The sequence below is a fragment of the Paenirhodobacter sp. CAU 1674 genome (assembly GCF_029222945.1).
GTDB lineage: Bacteria > Pseudomonadota > Alphaproteobacteria > Rhodobacterales > Rhodobacteraceae > Rhodobacter.
This window is the reverse complement of the sequence record NZ_JARHUH010000003.1, coordinates 105,165-123,431: the sequence shown is the minus strand read 5'-3', so window position 1 is coordinate 123,431 and position 18,267 is coordinate 105,165. Positions and strand designations below refer to the sequence as shown.

17 protein-coding genes, 1 pseudogene and 1 CRISPR repeat array are annotated in these 18,267 nt (G+C 65.4%); of the genes and pseudogenes, 13 read left to right on the top strand and 5 right to left on the bottom strand.

The features are described from left to right. Positions 1–47: 47 nt before the first annotated feature. The 4 genes from P2G62_RS05095 to P2G62_RS05080 are packed head-to-tail and all read right to left on the bottom strand — an operon-like array spanning position 48 to position 3,157. Positions 48–287, bottom strand: coding sequence for a FeoC-like transcriptional regulator (locus P2G62_RS05095; protein ID WP_275733795.1), 240 nt, complete (start codon positions 285–287; stop codon positions 48–50). 9 nt (positions 288–296) lie between these two features. After that, on the bottom strand, positions 297–2,627 hold the full coding sequence (gene feoB, locus P2G62_RS05090; RefSeq protein ID WP_275733794.1) for a Fe(2+) transporter permease subunit FeoB: 2,331 nt from the start codon (positions 2,625–2,627) through the stop codon (positions 297–299). Continuing rightward, complete coding sequence (locus P2G62_RS05085; RefSeq protein ID WP_275733793.1) at positions 2,627–2,875, bottom strand: FeoA family protein; 249 nt, start codon at positions 2,873–2,875, stop codon at positions 2,627–2,629. The genes feoB and P2G62_RS05085 overlap by 1 nt, the downstream gene beginning before the upstream one ends. A gap of 27 nt (positions 2,876–2,902) precedes the next feature. After that, positions 2,903–3,157, bottom strand: coding sequence for a FeoA family protein (locus P2G62_RS05080; RefSeq protein ID WP_275733792.1), 255 nt, complete (start codon positions 3,155–3,157; stop codon positions 2,903–2,905). Between the two features lie 243 nt (positions 3,158–3,400). Between P2G62_RS05080 and P2G62_RS05075 the strand changes: the two genes are divergently transcribed. The 5 genes from P2G62_RS05075 (at position 3,401) to P2G62_RS05055 (ending at position 7,126) form a co-directional block, all read left to right on the top strand. After that, entirely contained in the window at positions 3,401–3,868 is a 468-nt protein-coding gene (locus tag P2G62_RS05075) for a hypothetical protein (RefSeq protein WP_275733791.1), read from the top strand. Position 3,869: 1 nt separating this feature from the next. Further along, complete coding sequence (locus P2G62_RS05070; RefSeq protein ID WP_275733790.1) at positions 3,870–4,226, top strand: hypothetical protein; 357 nt, start codon at positions 3,870–3,872, stop codon at positions 4,224–4,226. Continuing rightward, positions 4,223–4,471, top strand: coding sequence for a hypothetical protein (locus P2G62_RS05065; RefSeq protein WP_275733789.1), 249 nt, complete (start codon positions 4,223–4,225; stop codon positions 4,469–4,471). Before P2G62_RS05070 ends, P2G62_RS05065 begins: the two co-directional genes overlap by 4 nt. Positions 4,472–4,474: 3 nt before the next feature. Then, positions 4,475–6,643 carry a heavy metal translocating P-type ATPase gene (locus P2G62_RS05060; protein ID WP_275733788.1) on the top strand — a complete coding sequence of 723 codons (2,169 nt, stop codon included), beginning with the start codon at positions 4,475–4,477 and terminating at the stop codon, positions 6,641–6,643. Positions 6,644–6,721: 78 nt separating this feature from the next. Beyond that, positions 6,722–7,126, top strand: coding sequence for an HMA2 domain-containing protein (locus P2G62_RS05055; RefSeq protein ID WP_275733787.1), 405 nt, complete (start codon positions 6,722–6,724; stop codon positions 7,124–7,126). 60 nt (positions 7,127–7,186) lie between these two features. Here P2G62_RS05055 and P2G62_RS05050 read toward each other — a convergent pair whose 3' ends face one another. Further along, on the bottom strand, positions 7,187–7,855 hold the full coding sequence (locus P2G62_RS05050; RefSeq protein ID WP_275733786.1) for a hypothetical protein: 669 nt from the start codon (positions 7,853–7,855) through the stop codon (positions 7,187–7,189). A 296-nt stretch (positions 7,856–8,151) separates the two neighbouring features. On the opposite strand from P2G62_RS05050, the pseudogene P2G62_RS17780 reads away from it, so the two are divergent. The 8 genes and pseudogenes from P2G62_RS17780 to cas2 form a co-directional block, all read left to right on the top strand. Continuing rightward, positions 8,152–8,883 (top strand): annotated as a pseudogene (locus tag P2G62_RS17780) (CRISPR-associated endonuclease Cas3''); the annotation flags it as partial. 237 nt (positions 8,884–9,120) lie between these two features. After that, positions 9,121–10,656 carry a CRISPR-associated helicase Cas3' gene (gene cas3 / locus P2G62_RS05040; protein ID WP_275734089.1) on the top strand — a complete coding sequence of 512 codons (1,536 nt, stop codon included), beginning with the start codon at positions 9,121–9,123 and terminating at the stop codon, positions 10,654–10,656. A 234-nt stretch (positions 10,657–10,890) separates the two neighbouring features. Next, positions 10,891–11,589, top strand: a complete 699-nt coding sequence (gene cas5c, locus P2G62_RS05035) for a type I-C CRISPR-associated protein Cas5c (protein ID WP_275733785.1) — start codon at positions 10,891–10,893, stop codon at positions 11,587–11,589. After that, positions 11,586–13,385: a type I-C CRISPR-associated protein Cas8c/Csd1 gene (gene cas8c / locus P2G62_RS05030; RefSeq protein ID WP_275733784.1), complete on the top strand. Its 1,800-nt coding sequence runs from the start codon at positions 11,586–11,588 to the stop codon at positions 13,383–13,385. Before cas5c ends, cas8c begins: the two co-directional genes overlap by 4 nt. Beyond that, the gene (gene cas7c, locus P2G62_RS05025; protein ID WP_275733783.1) at positions 13,382–14,332 is read left to right on the top strand and encodes a type I-C CRISPR-associated protein Cas7/Csd2; all 951 of its coding nucleotides are present in this window, start codon (positions 13,382–13,384) and stop codon (positions 14,330–14,332) included. The genes cas8c and cas7c overlap by 4 nt, the downstream gene beginning before the upstream one ends. Beyond that, entirely contained in the window at positions 14,332–14,982 is a 651-nt protein-coding gene (gene cas4, locus P2G62_RS05020) for a CRISPR-associated protein Cas4 (protein ID WP_275733782.1), read from the top strand. Before cas7c ends, cas4 begins: the two co-directional genes overlap by 1 nt. Then, a complete protein-coding gene (gene cas1c, locus P2G62_RS05015; protein WP_275733781.1) occupies positions 14,979–16,013 on the top strand; it encodes a type I-C CRISPR-associated endonuclease Cas1c in 1,035 nt (344 codons plus the stop codon). Before cas4 ends, cas1c begins: the two co-directional genes overlap by 4 nt. 1 nt (position 16,014) lies before the next feature. Beyond that, positions 16,015–16,305, top strand: a complete 291-nt coding sequence (cas2, locus tag P2G62_RS05010) for a CRISPR-associated endonuclease Cas2 (protein ID WP_275733780.1) — start codon at positions 16,015–16,017, stop codon at positions 16,303–16,305. Between the two features lie 178 nt (positions 16,306–16,483). Continuing rightward, positions 16,484–18,266: direct repeats of the CRISPR family, unit length 32 nt; unit sequence GTCGCCCTCCCCACGAGGGCGCGGATCGAAAC. Position 18,267: the final 1 nt, after the last annotated feature.

Here is an 18,267-nt window from a genome sequence, read left to right as displayed (position 1 = left end):
TCGGGCCGGGCACATCCGTTCGCCTGTGGGGCGCCTGCCCCGGTTGGTTACTGTGCTGCGGGCGTGGCCTGTGGCGTCGTATAATACTCGGCCAGTGCGCAGGCCGTGGCCGCGCCGCATTTGGTGCATTGCGCCCGCAAGACATGCCGTTCAAGCCGCCCCTTACGCACCAGCCGGTCGGTCATGTCGCGCATCGTATCGAGCGAGGTGTCGAAGCGCAGGCTCAGATCGCTCAGCGTCACCCGGCCATGGGTTTCGACATAGGCCTGCACGTCGCGAAGTGCCATCTGCGCCTCCTATTCGGCGATCTGCATCACAAGCGCGTCGCGCCGCCGCGCCGACCACATGCGCAGCGCAAGCAGCATCAGCACGAGCGTGGCCGCCATCGCGGCAAGCCAAGCGCCCGAGCTGGCCGGATGCATCGGCAGCCGCGCGCCCTGATAGAAGAGTGTCGCCGCGATATAGGCCACCGATGTCGTCCAGCCCGCCACAAACAGCGTCCAGCCACGCCCGGCCTCGCGGTAGATCGCCGCCAGCGCCGCCGTGCAGGGGAAGTAGAGCAGGATGAACAGCAGATAGGCAAAGGCGCCTGCCGCACCGTCGAAGCGCGCCTGCATGGCCTGCCCGGTCGGGGTCAGTTCTGCGCCCGCCGCGCCCTCGATCTCGCTTTCGAACCCGAGCGGGTCGGCCCAGCCGCCCAAGGCGTCGGCAAGGTTCGCGGGGATGGTGGCCAGCGCTTCGGAAAGCGCGGCGCCAAGGCTGAACGCCGCGGCGTCCTCTTGCGCGGCCTCGGTGCCGGCATCGGCACGCCCGGCCTCGGCATAGAGCGCGTCGAGTGTGCCGACCACCGCCTCTTTCGCCAGAACGCCGGTGAAGATGCCCACCGCGGCGGGCCAGTTCTCTTCGGTCATGCCCATCGGTGCGAAGGCGGGCGTGATCGTGCGCCCGATGGCGCTGAGCACGGAATTGCGGCTGTCGCTGTGGCCATAGCTGCCGTCGGTGCCCAGAGAGTTGAGCACGTTGAGCACCAGAACCATCGGCACGATCACCCGGCCTGCGCGCAGGATGAAGCCGCGGGTGCGTTCCCAGGTCAGGGTCAGGATGCCGCGCAATGTGGGCAGGTGATAGGGCGGCAGCTCCATCACGAAGGGCGTCACCGGCCCCGCCAGCAACGAGGATTTCAGCGCAAGCCCGGTCAGCACCGCCACTGCGATGCCGATCAGGTAAAGCGCGAACACCACCAGATGCCCGCTTGCGGGGAAGAACACCGCCGCAAACAGCGCATAAACCGGCAGCCGCGCGCCGCAGGACATGAAGGGCGCCATCACGATCGTCAGGATGCGGTCGCGGTGCCGTTCGATTGTGCGCGTCGCCATCACGGCGGGCACGGTGCAGCCGAAGCCCACGATCAGCGGCACGAAGGCCTTGCCGGGCAGGCCGATCGCGCGCATCGCCCGGTCCATCACGAAGGCCGCGCGCGCCATGTAGCCCGAATCCTCCAACACCGAGAGGAACAGGAACAGGAAGGCGATCACCGGAATGAAGGTCGCCACGACCTGCACCCCCCCGCCAAGACCGCCCGCCACGATCTCATGCAGCCAGGCGGGGGCGCCCAGCCGGTCCAGCACCTGGCCAAGCCCGTCCACCATGATTGCGCCCGTGGCCATGTCGAAGAAGTCGATCAGCGCGCCGCCGATGCTGATGGTGAACAGGAACATCAGATAGATCACGGCCAGGAAGATCGGGACGCCCAGCACCCGGTTCAGCACCACGCGGTCAAGCCGGTCGGACAGGGTTTCGGACAGGCGGCGGCTGTCGTGCATCGCTGCCGCCATCACCCTGGCCACGAAACGATAGCGTGCATCGGCAAAAGCGATGTCGATATCCTCGTCGAGTTCGGCCATCAGAGCCGCGCGCAGCGGCTTCAGCTCTGCCGCGATTGCCTTGCGTTGCTCGGGGTCGGCGCCGGTGAGCAGGCTGTCGCTTTCGAGTAATGACAGGGCCGCCCAGTCCGCATCGACCCGGCGTGCCTGCGCCAGCGGCGTGATTGACGGGCGCAGCGTGGCGACAGCGCGGCGCACGGCGGCATCCTGCAACAGATCGACCCGGGGCAGTGCCGGCGCGGCCGCCTGCGCCGCAAGCGCCGCCTTCAGTGTGGCGACGCCCCGCCCTTCGGAGGCGACGACGGCAAAGACCGGACAGCCGAGTGCGCGGCCGAGCGCATCCAGATCGAGCTTCATCCCCCGGCTGGCGGCGATATCGACCATGTTGACCGCCACCACCATCGGCACCTTCATCTCCAGCAACTGCGTCGTGAGATAGAGGTTGCGTTCCAGGTTGGAGCCATCGACGATGTTGAGCACCAGATCCGCCTCGCGCGCGGCGACGAAATCCCGCGCGATCCGCTCGTCGGGGGACAGATCGCCCTCGGCCGCGTCAAGCGAATAGGTGCCCGGCAGGTCGATCAGTTCGATCGTCGTTTCGCCCAGCCGGAACCGGCCGCTTTTGCGTTCGACGGTCACGCCGGGCCAGTTGCCGACCTGCTGGCGCGATCCGGTCAGCGCGTTGAACAATGTGGTCTTGCCGCAGTTCGGGTTGCCGACGACCCCGATCACGAAATGGCGCATCAGTTCCGCTCCTCGTTCAGGCGCTCGACGTCAAGCGCGTCTGCCTCGGCCTTGCGCAGCGTCAGGCGAAAGCCCCGCAGCGTGATCTCGACGGGGTCGCCCATCGGCGCCACCCGCTGCACCGCGAATTCGACCCCCGGGGTCAGCCCCATCGAAAGCAATTTCGCCCGATACCCCCCGGAACCCGGGCGCAGGCTGACGACGCGGCCGCGCTCTCCGATCTTCATGTCCTTCAGCAACACCGGCATCGGCGCCTCCTTCTTCGCGAATTCCGTCTATCCGACCGCAGCCACCAAGATTTTCTGGGCGATCCCCCGGCCCAGGGCGAGGCGGGTTTCCCCGACGATCACCACCATCTGGCCGCCCTCGCGCTGGGATACGCGCAACCGCCGCCCCGGCCCGAGCCCCATGGCCAGCATGCGGCGCTCGAAATCTCCGCCGCCGCGCAGCTGGCGCACCTCGCATTCGGTCCCGGGCGAGGCCATCGCCAGTGGCATCTGCGGAAGGCCGGGGGGGAGCGGGAAGCTCATGATTTGCTGCGCCACTTATTCCTGATAAATATTGTCGCCTTTATACAGGGGGGCCGCCTCCGCACAAGGGGTCAGATTGTCCCGGCCCTCGTTTTTCGCGCGAACTGGCCGCTCGAAATATTTTTTGACAAAAATAGTCAATTAATGCCTTGACCCGAAAACGGGCACGATGTGAAAGTCGGCCGCGTCAAACGGGCGGCCCATTTTGAACCGGGCCGCTAGGATCGTCGGAAGGAAGTGCAGATGAGCAAATGCAAGCACGGCAGGGGCGGTGAGGCGCAGGAGTCCGAAGGCGGACGCCGCGATTCGTCGGTCGAAACTGCTGCGCCGCCGGTGGGTTGGTACTATTTCGGCCCCGAGCCGCCCTGGGCCACGCCCGCTGGGACGCCGCAGCAGGCGGACCCGCAGGCAGGGTATGGTGCGCAAATGCAGGGCGGGGCCGACAACGCCGATCTGATGCAGGCCTTCGACCGGCTTGCGCGGGGCGATCTGAGCGCCGAGACCCTTGGTGCGCTGTTCAATATCCGGGATCGCGATTTCTGGAAGGGCGCCGTCGCGGGGTCGATCGCCGCGCTGGCATTGGCCAACCTGCCCACGATCAAGGCTTTCGCGTCGATGGTCGGGGCGCAGGCTTTCGCTGCGGCACGCCCTGCGCCGCCCGCCGCGGCCGCCGAAGCGTCAGGCGACGCGCAGAACGACAAGGAGATCTGAGATGAGCCAGAACCAGAACAAGACCTTCTCCGCCACGGCCCCGCAGGCGGGCATGTTTCCCGCGACCGACACGATCGTGCGCGCGGGTCTGAACGGCGCCGCGATCACCGGGGCCTGGACCGCGATCAACGAGGTCATCCGCCTGCGCAACAACGAGATCACCGCCGACGAAGCGCTGCGCAGCACCGGCAACAGCGCGGCAATCGGCGCGGGGGCGGGCGCAGTGGCGACGATCGCCTCGCATGTGGCGCGCAACGCCCCCGTGCTGGGGCTGGCGCTGCTTGCCGCCGGGGTGTTCTTTTTCGCCAATAGCGCGAAGAAGGCCGCCGAAGCGCCCGCCGAGGGAGGTGCGAAATGACGCCCGATCCGCGCAATTCCGGCCCCGGCCTGCAACCCGTGTCCGGCCTTCTGGGCAATCCGCGTTTCGTGACCGGCGCGGCGATCGGCGGGCTTGTCACCTATCTGATGACCAACGAGCGCGCACAGCGTGCGGTTATCAACGGGCTTGCCCATGTCTGGCTGAGTCTGCAGGGCGGCGTGGAGGAGGCCAAGGAACGCTTCCGCGACGCTGAATCAGAGATCCGATCCGCGCGTGGCAAGTGATCCATGCGTGCAGAACTTCCCGTTCCGGCCGCGCAGGTGCCCCTACCCGAGGGGCGTGCGGCCAGGCGGTCGCAGATCGCGCATGAAATCCCCGGGCGGCTGCGGCTGCGGTTGCCGCTGCTGGGGTTGCCCGGTCTTGACACCGATCATCTGAACCGGCTGTTGCGCGCCACGCGGGGGGTGTCTTCGGTGCGGATCAACCCGGCGGCGATTTCGGTGGTGGTCTGCCATGATGGCCTGCCCGGAACGCGGAAACGGGTTCTTGATCGGCTTGCGGGGCTCGACCACGGACAGTTGCGCCTGCGTCGCCCCGGCGAGGTTTCGGCCCCTTCGGTCCTGCCGCTGGCGGGGCGGCTTGCGCTGCTGGCCGCAATGCCGATCCTTCCTGCGCGCGTGGCGCAGGCGGCGACCCTGGCCGCGATTGCGCCGCGCATTTTGCGCGGGGCGCGGTCGCTGCTGACCGAGGGCGTCACCGTCGAGGTGCTGGATTCCCTGGCGGTCTCGCTTGGGGTGGCGCGCGGCAGCTTTGCCACCGCGCTGACCACCGACATGATGATGGAGACCGGAGAATATCTGGAGGAAACGACGATCCGGCAGTCCGGCGCGTTGCTGCAGGAATTGCTGATGCCGAACCCCGACACCGCCTGGGTCGAGCGCGGGGGGGAGGTTGTCGAACTGCCCTTTGCGCAGGTGTGTGAGGGTGACATCGTTGTCGTCCATGCCGGTGAACTCGTTCCCGTCGATGGTGTGGTGCGTGCGGGTCACGCGCAGATCAACCAGGCGTCGATCACCGGCGAAAGCCTGCCCGAGGCAAAGGCGCCCGGCGATCCGGTCATTGCCGGCAGCCTGATCGAAAGTGGCACGCTACGCATCGAGGCGCAGCAGGTCGGTCCCGAAACCACCACGGCGCGCATCGCCGCGCTGATCCGTGACGCGCTTGACCAGCCTTCCGAGACCGAGAAGCGGGCCGAGCGTCACGCCGACCGGCAGGTTTACATGACGCTGGGTCTGGGGGCCGCGACACTTGCCGCCACGCGCGACCTGCGTCGGTTGAGTTCGGTTTTCCTTGTCGATTATGCGTGCCCGATCAAGCTTTCGGCGCCTGTTGCGGTGCGCGCGACGATGTCCAGGGCGGCGGCGCGGGGCATCCTCATCAAGGGCGGGCCGAGCATCGAGAAGCTGTCAGAGGTGGACACGTTCGTCTTCGACAAGACCGGCACGCTGACCCGCGGCGAGGTGATGGTGACCGATGTGGTGCCGCTGGGGCGGGGCGGATCGGACGCGGGGTTGCTGGCGCTGGCGGCGTCGGTCGAGGAACACTCGCAACACCCGCTTGCCCGTGCCATCGCGGCCGAGGGCCGGTTGCGCGGGATGCCGCATGTTGCCCATGGCGATGTCAGTTTCGAGACCGGCCACGGCCTGCGCGCCGAGGTGGACGGGCAAACGGTGATGATTGGCAGCCGCCATTTCCTGGAAGATCTGGCGGGGGTGGGGTTCGCGCGTCACGAGGATCGGATTGAAACCCTCGTCAACGAGGGCAAGATGGTGCTGTTCGTCGCGATTGGGGGGCGGCCCGCTGGCTTGATCGCGTTGCGCGATGAGTTGCGTGCTGACGCACGCTGCACTGTCGACCGGCTGCGCAACGCGGGGGTGCGTCGGCTGGTGATGCTGACCGGGGATCGCCGCAATCGTGCCGAGGGCTTCGGGGACGTGCTCGGGTTCGACGAGGTCCACGCAGAACTGCGCCCCGAAGACAAGGCAGGTATCCTGCGCGGATTGCAGGCGCAGGGATGCAAGGTCGCCTTCGTGGGGGATGGCATCAACGACGCCCCGGCGCTTGCCACGGCCAATGTCGGCTTCTCTATGGCACAGGGCGCCGACATCGCCCGCGCCGCGGCCGACATCACCCTGCTGGAGGACCGGATCGGCGCCGTTGCCGATGCGCGGGATGCCGCAGATCGCGCGATGCAGATCATTCGCACCAACACCGATCTGGCACTCGGCATCAACACCGGGCTTTTTGTGGCCGCTTCGACCGGGTATCTGCCGCCGGTCGCCGCCTCGGTGATGCACAATGGCACGACATTCGGGCTGTTGCTTGCGGCATTGGCGCGCGCGGGGTTGCCTCGGTCTGCTGCGCGTCCGCTGTCTGCGCCTGTCGACGCTTCGTGAATGGAAAAGATGCGAGAAGTGCGCAGGATATTCTTGACTGAAAAGCTAAGTTTATAGAAGGTCACGCCTGAAGACCCCATGACGGAGCCCGATGACATGGTTTGCTGCGTGCATCACATTCCCGGCCGCGCCCGGTTCAAGATCGAAGCGCTGCGTCGCGACGCCGTGTTGGCCGAGACCATCGAGGTGAAGGTAACCGCCCTGCCGGGCGTGCGCGCGGTCGAAATCAACCGCCGCGCCGCCTCGGTCATCGTGCATTACCAGACCGGGCAGGGCGAGGTCGGGGCGATCATGGATCACATCTGCATCCATTGCCCGAAAGCGGCGCTCAGCGGGCGGGGGGCGGTCGGTTTTCCGGCGGTGCCGAGAACCGGGGCTCCGCGCAGGCCGATCTCGCCGGAATTTGCGCATGCGATGACCACCGCGATGAGCAAGGCGGTGCTGAACACCTTCATCAATCGCCTCGTGGCCGCTGCGATCTGATCCGCCCCTGCCGGAAGGGCCGTGCCGCCGCGCCAGCAGGCGCGGCGTCGTTTTGGGCGCTCAGCCGCGGCGGCGCGTCAGGAGCCAGACCAGCGCGGCCCCTGCCGCGACCCCGAGCAGCAGCGGTGCAAGCGCCGCTACGGAAGACCCCGCGCGTGCCGTACGCAAGGCTGCAACGCCAGTCGTGGCGACAAGCGGGGTACCCGCCGGGGGGACGGGGCGTCCTGTGCCGGGCCGCATCGTAAAGGTGGCATGACCTGCCGCGCGCCGGGCGCCCCCGGCATGGGCGGCTGCGACAGGGGCGGTTGCCGTGGATGTGGTGCCGGTTGTCCCCGCGCAGGATTGGAACGCCGCGAGGTGATTGTCGCCCGAGGCCGAAGCCAGCCTGGCGAAGACCGCACGCGCATCCGGGTCCTGCACGTTTGCGCTCAGGCGTTCATACATGGCGGCGTTGCGGATCTCGGCGTCCACACCCAACTGGCAGGTTGCCTCAATCGTCTCGGGGATCTGCACCTGCCCGGCGAAACGGTCGGCGGGCACGGGCAGCCCGTGTTTTGCGAACAGGGGCACCAGCGCCGCCGCATGCCGGGCCTCGGCGTCGGCGATGCGGCTGAAGGGGGCGATCGGACCGAACTTCGCGATTGCCGCCTGATAGACCGCCTTTGCACGATATTCGTCTTCGATGGCCTCGATCAGGGCGGCTTCGATCCCTTGGGGCGTCCGGGTCATCCAGTCTTCTCCATGCGTGATATATGTCTTGTCCTGCGGCTGCTGCCCCCGCGCCAGGCGCGCTTTTGCCCTCTGGGATTGAGAATGGAGCGTGCCATGGTCTGCGCACCAGAACCCGCCGGACGGCGGTGCCTGAATCTGTGACGGGACGGAAAACGCACAGGCGACCTCTTGCGATGGGGCGATTGGCTGGCGTGTGCGGCTGGCTAGGTTCTGTCTAACAGCTGAACCGCGCGGGTAAAGTGCGCACGCCGCCGCAGGGGCATTCAGCCACGCCTGATGTGGCGGGGCGCGGAATGCCCGGTCATCGGGTCGACCGCAGGCGCGTAGGGCAATGCCGTGAAGTGGCGTTTTCGGCCTTGGCCCTTTGCCGAAACACAGATCGCGACGGCGGGCGGCTTCTGATGGGATCGCAGCCAAGGGATATGCCGAAAGCGGAGATTGCCGTCATGGTGCAATTTGCAGCGCCAATGGCCATTGCCAGCAGCTTCCATAATTCCGTTGAATGTGACCAGAATGCGGAACTGGAAATCAGGAGCGTTGATTTGCCTCGCTACGCACATTCCGGGACACAGGCTGACCGGGCGGACTGGCAGCTTCTGGGGGACCATCTGGAAGCGGTCGAAAAAATGGCGCGTGACCGGGCTGCGCCCTTCGGTCTGGCCGCTGCGGCAGGTGTTGCCGGACGCTTCCATGATCTTGGAAAATACGACCCCGAGTTCGACAGGGTGCTGCGCGGCGAGGCCGTGCGGGTCGATCATTCGACGGCAGGGGCGCGCGTCCTGAGCGAGCACGCACCGCCGGGAATGGCGCCGGTCGCGCAGGCGCTTGCCTATGCGGTCCTTGGGCATCACGCCGGCCTGCCGGACAAATCCGGTGCCGAGCCCGGCTGCCTTGAGCGGCGCCTCGAACGACCGCTCCCACCGCTGGACCCGGCGTGGCAGGCGCATCTTCCGGTCGACTACCAGGGGGTAGGCGCGGAATTGATTGCGCGCATGCGCCGCGATCCGCAAAAGCAGGCGTTTGACCTTTCCGTGGCGGTGCGGATGCTGTTCTCGAGCCTGGTCGATGCCGATTTTCGGGACACAGAGGCCTTTTACAGCGCGCTTGAAGGCCGCAATCCCGACCGTGTCTGGCCTGACTTGCAACATCATCTTGCAGATCTGCGCGCGCGGTTCGAGGCATATATGGCGGGGCTCGACGCCTCTTCTGAGCTGAACGCGTTGCGCCGCGATATCCTGGATCATGTGCGGGGGAAGGCGCAGATGCCTGCCGGTCTGTTCACGCTTTCGGTGCCCACGGGCGGTGGCAAGACCCTCGCATCGCTGGGCTTCGCGCTGGATCATGCCGCGCGACACGGGCATCGCCGGATCATCTATGCCATCCCCTACACCTCGATCATCGATCAGACCGCCGAGACGTTTCGCAGGGTGCTGGGGGACGAGATGGTCCTGGAACATCACAGCGCGATGGATGTCGAACCCCGGGGCGAGGCGGGTGTCGACCGCAAGGACGCAAGCCGTGACAAGGTGCGTCTGGCGATGGAGGATTGGGCCGCGCCTGTGGTGGTGACGACCAATGTCCAGTTGTTCGAAAGCCTGTTCGCGGCGCGCCCGTCACGGTGCCGCAAGCTGCATCATATCGCCGGGGCGGTGATTGTTCTCGACGAGGCGCAATGCCTGCCGCGCAAGCTTTTGATGCCGACGCTGGCGATGATCGACACGCTGGCGGCGCAGTATGGCTGCACGATTGTCCTGTGCACGGCGACGCAGCCTGCCTTCGACAGTGGAAACCTGAAGGACGGGGGGCTTGCGCTTGCTGGCCGCGAGTTGGCGCCCGATCTGGACGTGCTCAGCGCGCGCTTGCGACGGGTGCGGATCGTGCAGGGAGGGGAGATGGCGGATGCGGGCTTGCTGGATGCGCTGGGGGCAGAGCCACAGGCCTTCGTGATCGTCAACAGCCGCAAGCATGCCCTGGCACTGTATCGTGCGGGGCAGGCGGGCGCGCTGGATGGACTGGTCCACTTGACGACCCGGCAATATCCCGCGCACCGCCGCAGGGTCCTTGCGCAGATCAGGGAGCGGCTCGCATCCGGCGCGCCTTGCCGTCTGATCGCGACCAGTCTGATCGAGGCGGGGGTCGATCTGGATTTTCCCTGTGGCTGGCGCGCGGCGGCGGGACTCGACAGCGTCATTCAGGCGGCGGGCCGGGTTAACCGCGAAGGCAAGCGGGGGCTGGAGCGATCGGTTCTGACGGTGTTCACCGCGCCGGATGACCCGCCGCCGGCCGAGATCGGTTTGTTGGCCCAGGCGATGCAATCGACGGCCGCGCGGTTCGAGGATCTGTTTGCGCCCGCCGCGATCCGCGACTGGTTCGAGGCTGTGTATTGGCGCGCGGGTGTCAAACGGCTCGACCCGCTGGGTCTGAAGCGGCGGTTCCAATTCGACGGGATTAGCACGGATTTCGCGTTCCGCGACGTGGCGACCAAATATCGGATGGTCGACAGCCTGATGGTGCCGGTGATTATCGCCCGCGAGACTGCCGCGCGCGATCTGGTCGATCAGCTTGAGGCGCCCTGGGTTCCCTCCGGCAAGCTGGCGCGGGCCTTGCAGGTCTATACGGTGCAAATCCCGATGCAGGCGCGCGAGTTGTTGCGCGTCAATGGCAAGGGTGACTTCCGTGCCCGCGAATTGCGCGGAGATCAGTTCTTCGTTCTCGATGATCTGTCACTCTACCATGACGTGTTTGGGTTGTGGTGGGAGCAGGCGGACTATCTGAGCGCGGATCAGGAGGTGATTTGAAAGGCCGTCCCTCGGTAGTGGAGGTGATTGCGGCCAGCCAATTCCGTCTGAATCTCGCAATGCTATCAAGACAGAAGTTTTTCAAAGGGCGTTCCGAAGAAAATGCGAGGAGGGCGTAAACAGCCCTGCACGCCGGTGCAATCGCCGCCCGATTTTCAGGGGATCGCCAGGCTAAGCTTTTCCTTGCACGACACAACCCAAGGCGTAGTCTGGCTGTGATTTGGGGGAATTGATATGTCGTATGGCATTAAACTGCTGGTCTGGGGCGAGAATGGGCTTTTTACCCGCCCTGAACTGAAGGTAGAGCGCGTCACCTATGATGTGATGACCCCATCCGCCGCGCGTGGCATTTTGGAAGCGATCCATTGGAAGCCTGCAATCCGTTGGGTGGTCGACCGGATTCATGTTCTGGAACCGATCCGGTTTCAGCAGATCCGCCGCAACGAGGTGGGGCACAAGGCGCCCGCAGGCACCATCAAATCGGCGATGAAGCGGGGCGATCTGGGCGGGCTGCAACTGCTGGTTGACGAAGACCGCCAGCAGCGCGCCTCGACCGTTCTGGTGCGTCCGCGATATCTGATCGAGGCGCATTTCGAGTTGACTGCCCGAGCCGGGGCCGATGAAAGCGAAGGCAAGCATCTGGACATTTTCAACCGGCGTGCCGCCCGGGGGCAGTGCTTTCACCAGCCCTGTCTTGGAACCCGCGAATTTGCGGCGCATTTCGAACTGGTGCCGCCCGACGCGCCCTTGCCCCAGTGCGCGCCCGAGGCGCAGACGGCTGATCTGGGCTTCGGTGCGCCGCGCGATCTGGGGCTGATGCTGTGGGACATTGACCACGCCGCAGCGGGGCGTCCGTCGATGTTCTTCCGGGCAAGGCTGGTGGATGGGGTGATGGAGGTGCCGGCGCCGGGCAGCGCAGGGGTGTTGCGATGAGCCTGCTTGCCGCGCTGGTCCGGGCCTGTGAGCGGCTGCCCGATGCGCCGCCTCCCGGCTATTCCACCGAAAAGATCGGCTTTTGTCTGGTGCTCGACCTCGATGGCTCTGTGGTTGAGGTGATCGACCTGCGCGACACGGATAAAAAGCGCAGCCCGCGGCTGCTGGAAGTGCCGCAGGCGGTGAAGCGCACGGTAGGGGTCGCCCCGAATTTCCTGTGGGACAAAAGCTCTTATGTGCTTGGTGTCACCTCGCAAAAAGACATTGCCGTGCGGGACGAGGACAGCCCCGAAGAGGCCACGGCGCGGGCCCGCGCGCGGGCCAAGCGCCTGGCGCGGGTCGCCGACGAGCATGCCGTATTCCGAAGCCGTCATCAGGCCTGGCTGGAGGCATCGCAGGACGCGGGGCTGATCGCGCTGCGCCGGTTCCTTGAAACCTGGAGCGCCGAGGCCGTTCCCCTTCCGTCCTGGGTTGAGGAGGTTCTGGACCAGAACATTGTGTTCCGGCTCGTCGGGGAACAGGTGTTCTTGCATGACCGCCCGGCAGCGCAGAAGCTGTGGGCGCAGCTTGGCAAAGAGGGTGGGTCTGATCCGCAAATTTGCCTCGTGACGGGGCGGGCGGCCCCCGTCGCAAGGCTGCACCCGTCGATCAAGGGTGTCTGGGATGCGCAATCCTCCGGTGCCAGCCTGATATCGTTCAATCTCGATTCCTTCACCTCTTACGGCCATGCCCAGGGCGATAACGCCCCAGTCTCCGAGGCGGCGGCCTTCGCCTACACGACGGTGCTCAATCGGTTTTTGGAAAAGGACAGCGGCCACCGCATCCAGATCGGCGATGCATCGACGGTGTTCTGGGCGGACGCGTCGGACGCCGCCGCCCGCGCCGCAGAGGCGTTCTTCGGGGCATTCTTCGATCCCGCCAATGCGGAAGCTCTGGAAGGGACAAGGCTGGCCTCGCAACTGGAGCGCATCCGGCAGGGGCAGCGGCTGGAACAGGTCGCCCCCGAGCTTGCGCAGGGGGTGCGGTTTTGCGTTCTGGGGCTGGCCCCCAATGCGGCGCGCCTGTCGGTGCGGTTCTGGTGGGAGAACGATTTCGGCACGCTGACCACCAATTATCAGCGCTACCTTGATGACATGCGCCTTGATCCCCCGCCGCGTGAAGGGTGGCCGCCGCTGTGGCGCTATCTGGGGGAACTCGCTAGTCAGGGCAAGCGCGAGAATGTGCCGCCGCTGGTCGCGGGGGAATGGATGCGTTCGATCCTGACCGGCGCGCGCTATCCGATGACACTGCTGTCGACCGTGCTCATGCGCATCCGCGCCGATGGTCAGATCAACGCCCTGCGTGTGGCGATGCTCAAATCCGTTCTTGTCCGCAATTTTGGGAAGGAGGTTCCCGTGGCGCTCGACCCGGAAAATACCAACAAAGGTTATATCCTCGGGCGGCTTTTTGCCGTCTACGAAGAGGTGCAGCGCGCGGCCCTCGGGGGCAATATCAACGCGACGATCAAGGACAAGTTTTATGGCGCGGCTTCGGCCGCCCCGCAAAAGGTGTTCCGCACGCTGGATGCGGGGGCGCAAAATCACTTCTCCAAGCTGCGCAAACAGAACATTGGCCGCGCGGTGAACCTTGAAAAGCTGCTGTCCGGCATCATCGACCTGATGGACCCGGGCAGCGACCCGATCCCCGCGTCGCTCAATTCCGCAGAGCAGGCGCTGTTCGGCATCGGCTATTACCACCAGCGCAGCGACTTTTTCCGCAAGCATGACGATGCGCCCCACACGGAGATTTCCGAATGACCACGCTTTCCCGCCGCCACGATTTCGTGCTGATTTTCGATGTGACCGATGGCAACCCCAACGGCGACCCGGATGCCGGCAATCTGCCGCGGCTTGATCCCGAAACGAACCATGGTCTTGTGTCCGATGTCAGCCTCAAGCGGAAGATCCGCAACTATGTGGATCTGGCGCGGACGGGGCAGGAGGGGCATCATATCTATGTGCAGGAAGGCGCGATCCTGAATGAAAAGCACCGGCAGGCCTATGTCGCGCTACGCGGGGACGAGAAGTCGAAGAAAGATGCCAAGCTGAACCCCAAGAACGACGATGAGGCGAAAGCTCTGCGCGACTTCATGTGCGCGAACTTTTTTGACGTGCGCACCTTCGGGGCGGTGATGTCCACCGGCATCAATTGCGGGCAGGTCAAGGGGCCGGTGCAGATGACCTTCTCGCGCTCGGTCGAGCCGATCCTGCCGGTTGAGGTGTCGATCACGCGAATGGCGGCGACCAACGAGGCCGAGCAGAAGAAACGGGCCGAGGGCGACGACAGCGACGCGCGCACCGAGAACCGCACCATGGGGCGCAAGCATATCGTGCCCTATGGCCTTTATGTTGCGCATGGCTTCGTCTCTGCCAAGTTCGCCGAGCAGACAGGGTTTTCCGAAGCGGACCTCGATCTGCTGTTCGAGGCGCTTTCGACGATGTTCGAGCATGACCGCTCTGCGGCGCGCGGCGAGATGACCACGCGCAAGCTGATCGTCTTTGCGCATGACAATGCGCTTGGGAATGCGCCCTCGCACAAGCTGTTCGAGCGGGTTCGGATCGGGCGGAATGTCGACGGGGAGTTGCGTGACCTTGACGACAAGGGGCTGGGCAATCTTGGCCCGGCCCGGAAATTCTCGGACTATCTGATCGAGATCGACCGGGCGGACCTGCCCGCAGGGGTCGAGATCCGCGAGATCGTCTGATGCCGGATGCGCCCGCCGAGGACGAGGCGATCCCGCTCTCGGCGGTGCAGCATGCCGTCTATTGCCTGCGTCAGGCGGCGCTGATCCATCTTGAACGTCTGTGGGCGGAAAACCGGTTTACCGCCGAGGGCGATGTGTTCCATGCGGTCGCCGACAAGGGCGGGACACGCAGGGGCAGGGGTGTTCGGCGGGTGCTGTCCCTGCCTTTGGGGTCGGCGCGGCTGGGGCTGTCGGGGATCGCCGATCTGGTCGAATTTCATCCGCTGGCCGGGGGCGGTGAACGCCCCTTTCCGGTAGAATACAAGCGCGGCAAACCCAAGTTGCATCGCGCGGACGAGGCACAGCTCTGCGCGCAGGCGCTGTGCCTTGAAGAGATGACCGGCCAGCCGGTGCCCGAGGGCGCATTGTTCTATGCGCAGACGAAGCGACGCGTGAATGTGCCCTTCGACGCCGAATTGCGCGCGCTGACCGAGGCGACCATTGCCGATCTTTCAGCGGTTCTGCGCGCCCGCATCACGCCCCCGCCGACACCGCATAGATCCCGGTGCCGGGCGTGTTCGCTTCTGGATCTGTGCCGCCCCGAAACCGTTGCGCGGCCGGTGCGTCGCTGGCGGGATCAGATGCTGGACCGGATGCTGGAGGCGCCATGAGGAAACTTCTCAACACGGTCTATGTCACCACCGAAGGCGCGGCGCTGCGCAAAGAGGGCGAAACGCTTCTGGTCGAGTTGGACGGGGCTGAAAAGACCCGTGTGCCGCTGCACATGCTGTCCTCGATCGTGGTGTTCGGCGCGGTTCTGGTGACCCCGGCGCTGATGGCCGCCTGTGCAGAGCGGGGCGTGGCCCTGGCCTTCATGGGGCGCAACGGGCGTTTCCAGGCCAGGGTCGAGGGCCCGGTTTCAGGCAACGTTCTGTTGCGGCGTGAACAGTATCGTCGCGCCGATACGGCAGAGGATATTGTGCGTTCGATCGTGATCGGCAAGATCGCCAATCAGCGCGCCGTCATCCGCCGCGCCCAGCGTGACTATGGCAGCGAGATGGAGCCGCCCGCGCGTGCGGCACTGCAGGCCGCCACGGATCGCATGGCACAGATCCTGCGCCGGGTGCAGCTTTCCGATGCCGGTGTCGACGAGATGCGCGGGTTCGAGGGCGAGGCGGCCACGCTGTATTTTTCGGTTTTTGACCATCTGATCCGCACGCCGGATGCGGAATTGCGCTGGACCTCCAGATCGCGGCGTCCGCCGCGCGATGCGATGAATGCGCTGCTGTCATTCCTTTACACCTTGCTCACGCATGACTGCCGCGCGGCCTGCGAGGCGGTTGGTCTGGATCCTGCGGTTGGTTTCCTACACCGTGATCGCCCCGGTCGCCCCAGCCTCGCCCTTGATCTGATGGAGGAGTTGCGCGCACCACTCGCGGATCGTCTGGCGCTTTCGCTGGTCAATCGGCGTCAGCTGCGGGCCCGCGATTTCCAGCAGATGGAGGGAGGCGCGGTCCTGTTGGGCGACGAGGCGCGCCGCACCGTGCTGACCGCGTGGCAAGAGCGCAAACGCGAAGAGCGCTTGCATCCGTTCCTTCAGGAAAAAGCCCCCTTCGGTCTGGTCCCGTTCCTTCAGGCGCAACTGCTGGCGCGCCATCTGCGCGGCGACATTGATGCCTATCCACCCTGGTTCTGGAGCTGAAATGCTGGTCCTGGTCACCTATGACGTGAATACACTTGAAGCGGGCGGGCGAAAACGCTTGCGGCAGGTGGCGAAAGCCTGTGAAGATTTCGGCCAGCGGGTGCAGTTCTCGGTCTTCGAGATCGAGGTGGATCCGGCGCAATGGACCAAGCTGAAGGCACGCCTGGAGGCGATCATCCATCTCGATCACGACAGCCTGCGGTATTATTATCTGGGGTCGAACTGGGAGCGGAAAGTCGAGCAGGTAGGTGCAAAGCCCGCGATGGATCTGAACGGACCGCTGATTTTGTGACCCTGCGAAGGCCAAGCGTGCCCCTGAACCCCGCAGGGTTCGCAGATCTGTAGCTCTTTGAAATTGTTTGGAAAGGAATATACCTGACGCTTGGGCGGGCCGGTGTGCGTGTCATTCTGCGCGCCTTCGCAGATCCGGGGCAATTTACTCATTGTTCCGATAGGTCTACGAGTTGGGAGTCGCCCTCCCCACGAGGGCGCGGATCGAAACCCCATCCCGGTTCCCAATGGCGATTTTTCCGAAGGGTCGCCCTCCCCACGAGGGCGCGGATCGAAACAGCGCATCACCAATCCTGCGGCCTGTCGTGTGCGTCGCCCTCCCCACGAGGGCGCGGATCGAAACCTACTCCTTGCGCCTCCGTAGATGAGCCGCAGGATAGTCGCCCTCCCCACGAGGGCGCGGATCGAAACAGCATATGCATTGCCATGCAGAAGCTTGGAAGCGGTGGTCGCCCTCCCCACGAGGGCGCGGATCGAAACAACAGAAGACCTATTTGAGACAGATGCGCGAGAGGTCGCCCTCCCCACGAGGGCGCGGATCGAAACACCAGTTACGGCATCGGGCACAGGATGTGCGATGCCGTCGCCCTCCCCACGAGGGCGCGGATCGAAACCTGCCGCTATGCACCAGCGTCAAAACGCCGGTAATAGCTGGTCGCCCTCCCCACGAGGGCGCGGATCGAAACGGCTTGAGGCGCGCGAGATCGGCGCGAATATGGCGCGAGTCGCCCTCCCCACGAGGGCGCGGATCGAAACAACAGACATACCAGAACGCGCTAACCCGCTACCTGTGGTCGCCCTCCCCACGAGGGCGCGGATCGAAACAATAACTTAGATGATTTTTGCAGATATTTTCAGTGTCGCCCTCCCCACGAGGGCGCGGATCGAAACGATGCACCATCAGTGAAGCGCGCCACATCCACCCCGGTCGCCCTCCCCACGAGGGCGCGGATCGAAACATGGGCGGTATCCAGCAATTCCTGGAACAGCATCGCGTCGCCCTCCCCACGAGGGCGCGGATCGAAACGCCTTGGCTTGCGCCTGGATCACGGCATACCCGACGGTCGCCCTCCCCACGAGGGCGCGGATCGAAACTTGATCCAAAACCCCTACTTGGCGGCAGATCAGGGGTCGCCCTCCCCACGAGGGCGCGGATCGAAACAAATGAAACATGGCGAAATAATTCGCCTCGGAAAACGTCGCCCTCCCCACGAGGGCGCGGATCGAAACAGCAAAATAAGGCGCGCAGTCTCGGGGGTGAGAGTCGCCCTCCCCACGAGGGCGCGGATCGAAACTGGCCACATCAATCCGCGCCTCGCTCACCGCCTGCGTCGCCCTCCCCACGAGGGCGCGGATCGAAACTCCGTGGAATACGCTATCCATCAGCGCGCCTCCATGTCGCCCTCCCCACGAGGGCGCGGATCGAAACGCAGAGCCACCTCCCACCCATCAATCCCGCCACACGTCGCCCTCCCCACGAGGGCGCGGATCGAAACGTGGAGTTGTCGATAAGCATGCCGCGAACGCACGGTCGCCCTCCCCACGAGGGCGCGGATCGAAACGTCGGGGTTGATTGCAGCAGGTGATACCCATTGCCGTCGCCCTCCCCACGAGGGCGCGGATCGAAACGCAGCGATCGCTCACCTGCCAGTTGCGCGCACCGGGTGTCGCCCTCCCCACGAGGGCGCGGATCGAAACAGCGCTGGCGCGATGAGGGCCTGCTGATCCAGACGGTCGCCCTCCCCACGAGGGCGCGGATCGAAACTACCATGCCAGAGGCTGGCGGCGGAGGCGGAACGTCGCCCTCCCCACGAGGGCGCGGATCGAAACCACAGCAAGGTCGCGAACGTGCGCGACCGCTCGCGTCGCCCTCTCCACGAGGGCGCGGATCGAAACCACGAGATCGGCCGCGCCTACCATTGCGCGCGCTGTCGCCCTCCCCACGAGGGCGTGGATCGAAACA

What these genes read in the sequence shown, in the direction of transcription:
- P2G62_RS05095 (WP_275733795.1), bottom strand. Translation starts at nt 287, where the DNA reads ATGGCACTTCGCGACGTGCAGGCCTATGTCGAAACCCATGGCCGGGTG.
- feoB (WP_275733794.1), bottom strand. Translation starts at nt 2,627, where the DNA reads ATGCGCCATTTCGTGATCGGGGTCGTCGGCAACCCGAACTGCGGCAAG.
- P2G62_RS05085 (WP_275733793.1), bottom strand. Translation starts at nt 2,875, where the DNA reads ATGCCGGTGTTGCTGAAGGACATGAAGATCGGAGAGCGCGGCCGCGTC.
- P2G62_RS05080 (WP_275733792.1), bottom strand. Translation starts at nt 3,157, where the DNA reads ATGAGCTTCCCGCTCCCCCCCGGCCTTCCGCAGATGCCACTGGCGATG.
- P2G62_RS05075 (WP_275733791.1), top strand. Translation starts at nt 3,401, where the DNA reads ATGAGCAAATGCAAGCACGGCAGGGGCGGTGAGGCGCAGGAGTCCGAA.
- P2G62_RS05070 (WP_275733790.1), top strand. Translation starts at nt 3,870, where the DNA reads ATGAGCCAGAACCAGAACAAGACCTTCTCCGCCACGGCCCCGCAGGCG.
- P2G62_RS05065 (WP_275733789.1), top strand. Translation starts at nt 4,223, where the DNA reads ATGACGCCCGATCCGCGCAATTCCGGCCCCGGCCTGCAACCCGTGTCC.
- P2G62_RS05060 (WP_275733788.1), top strand. Translation starts at nt 4,475, where the DNA reads ATGCGTGCAGAACTTCCCGTTCCGGCCGCGCAGGTGCCCCTACCCGAG.
- P2G62_RS05055 (WP_275733787.1), top strand. Translation starts at nt 6,722, where the DNA reads ATGACGGAGCCCGATGACATGGTTTGCTGCGTGCATCACATTCCCGGC.
- P2G62_RS05050 (WP_275733786.1), bottom strand. Translation starts at nt 7,855, where the DNA reads ATGACCCGGACGCCCCAAGGGATCGAAGCCGCCCTGATCGAGGCCATC.
- cas3 (WP_275734089.1), top strand. Translation starts at nt 9,121, where the DNA reads ATGCCTGCCGGTCTGTTCACGCTTTCGGTGCCCACGGGCGGTGGCAAG.
- cas5c (WP_275733785.1), top strand. Translation starts at nt 10,891, where the DNA reads ATGTCGTATGGCATTAAACTGCTGGTCTGGGGCGAGAATGGGCTTTTT.
- cas8c (WP_275733784.1), top strand. Translation starts at nt 11,586, where the DNA reads ATGAGCCTGCTTGCCGCGCTGGTCCGGGCCTGTGAGCGGCTGCCCGAT.
- cas7c (WP_275733783.1), top strand. Translation starts at nt 13,382, where the DNA reads ATGACCACGCTTTCCCGCCGCCACGATTTCGTGCTGATTTTCGATGTG.
- cas4 (WP_275733782.1), top strand. Translation starts at nt 14,332, where the DNA reads ATGCCGGATGCGCCCGCCGAGGACGAGGCGATCCCGCTCTCGGCGGTG.
- cas1c (WP_275733781.1), top strand. Translation starts at nt 14,979, where the DNA reads ATGAGGAAACTTCTCAACACGGTCTATGTCACCACCGAAGGCGCGGCG.
- cas2 (WP_275733780.1), top strand. Translation starts at nt 16,015, where the DNA reads ATGCTGGTCCTGGTCACCTATGACGTGAATACACTTGAAGCGGGCGGG.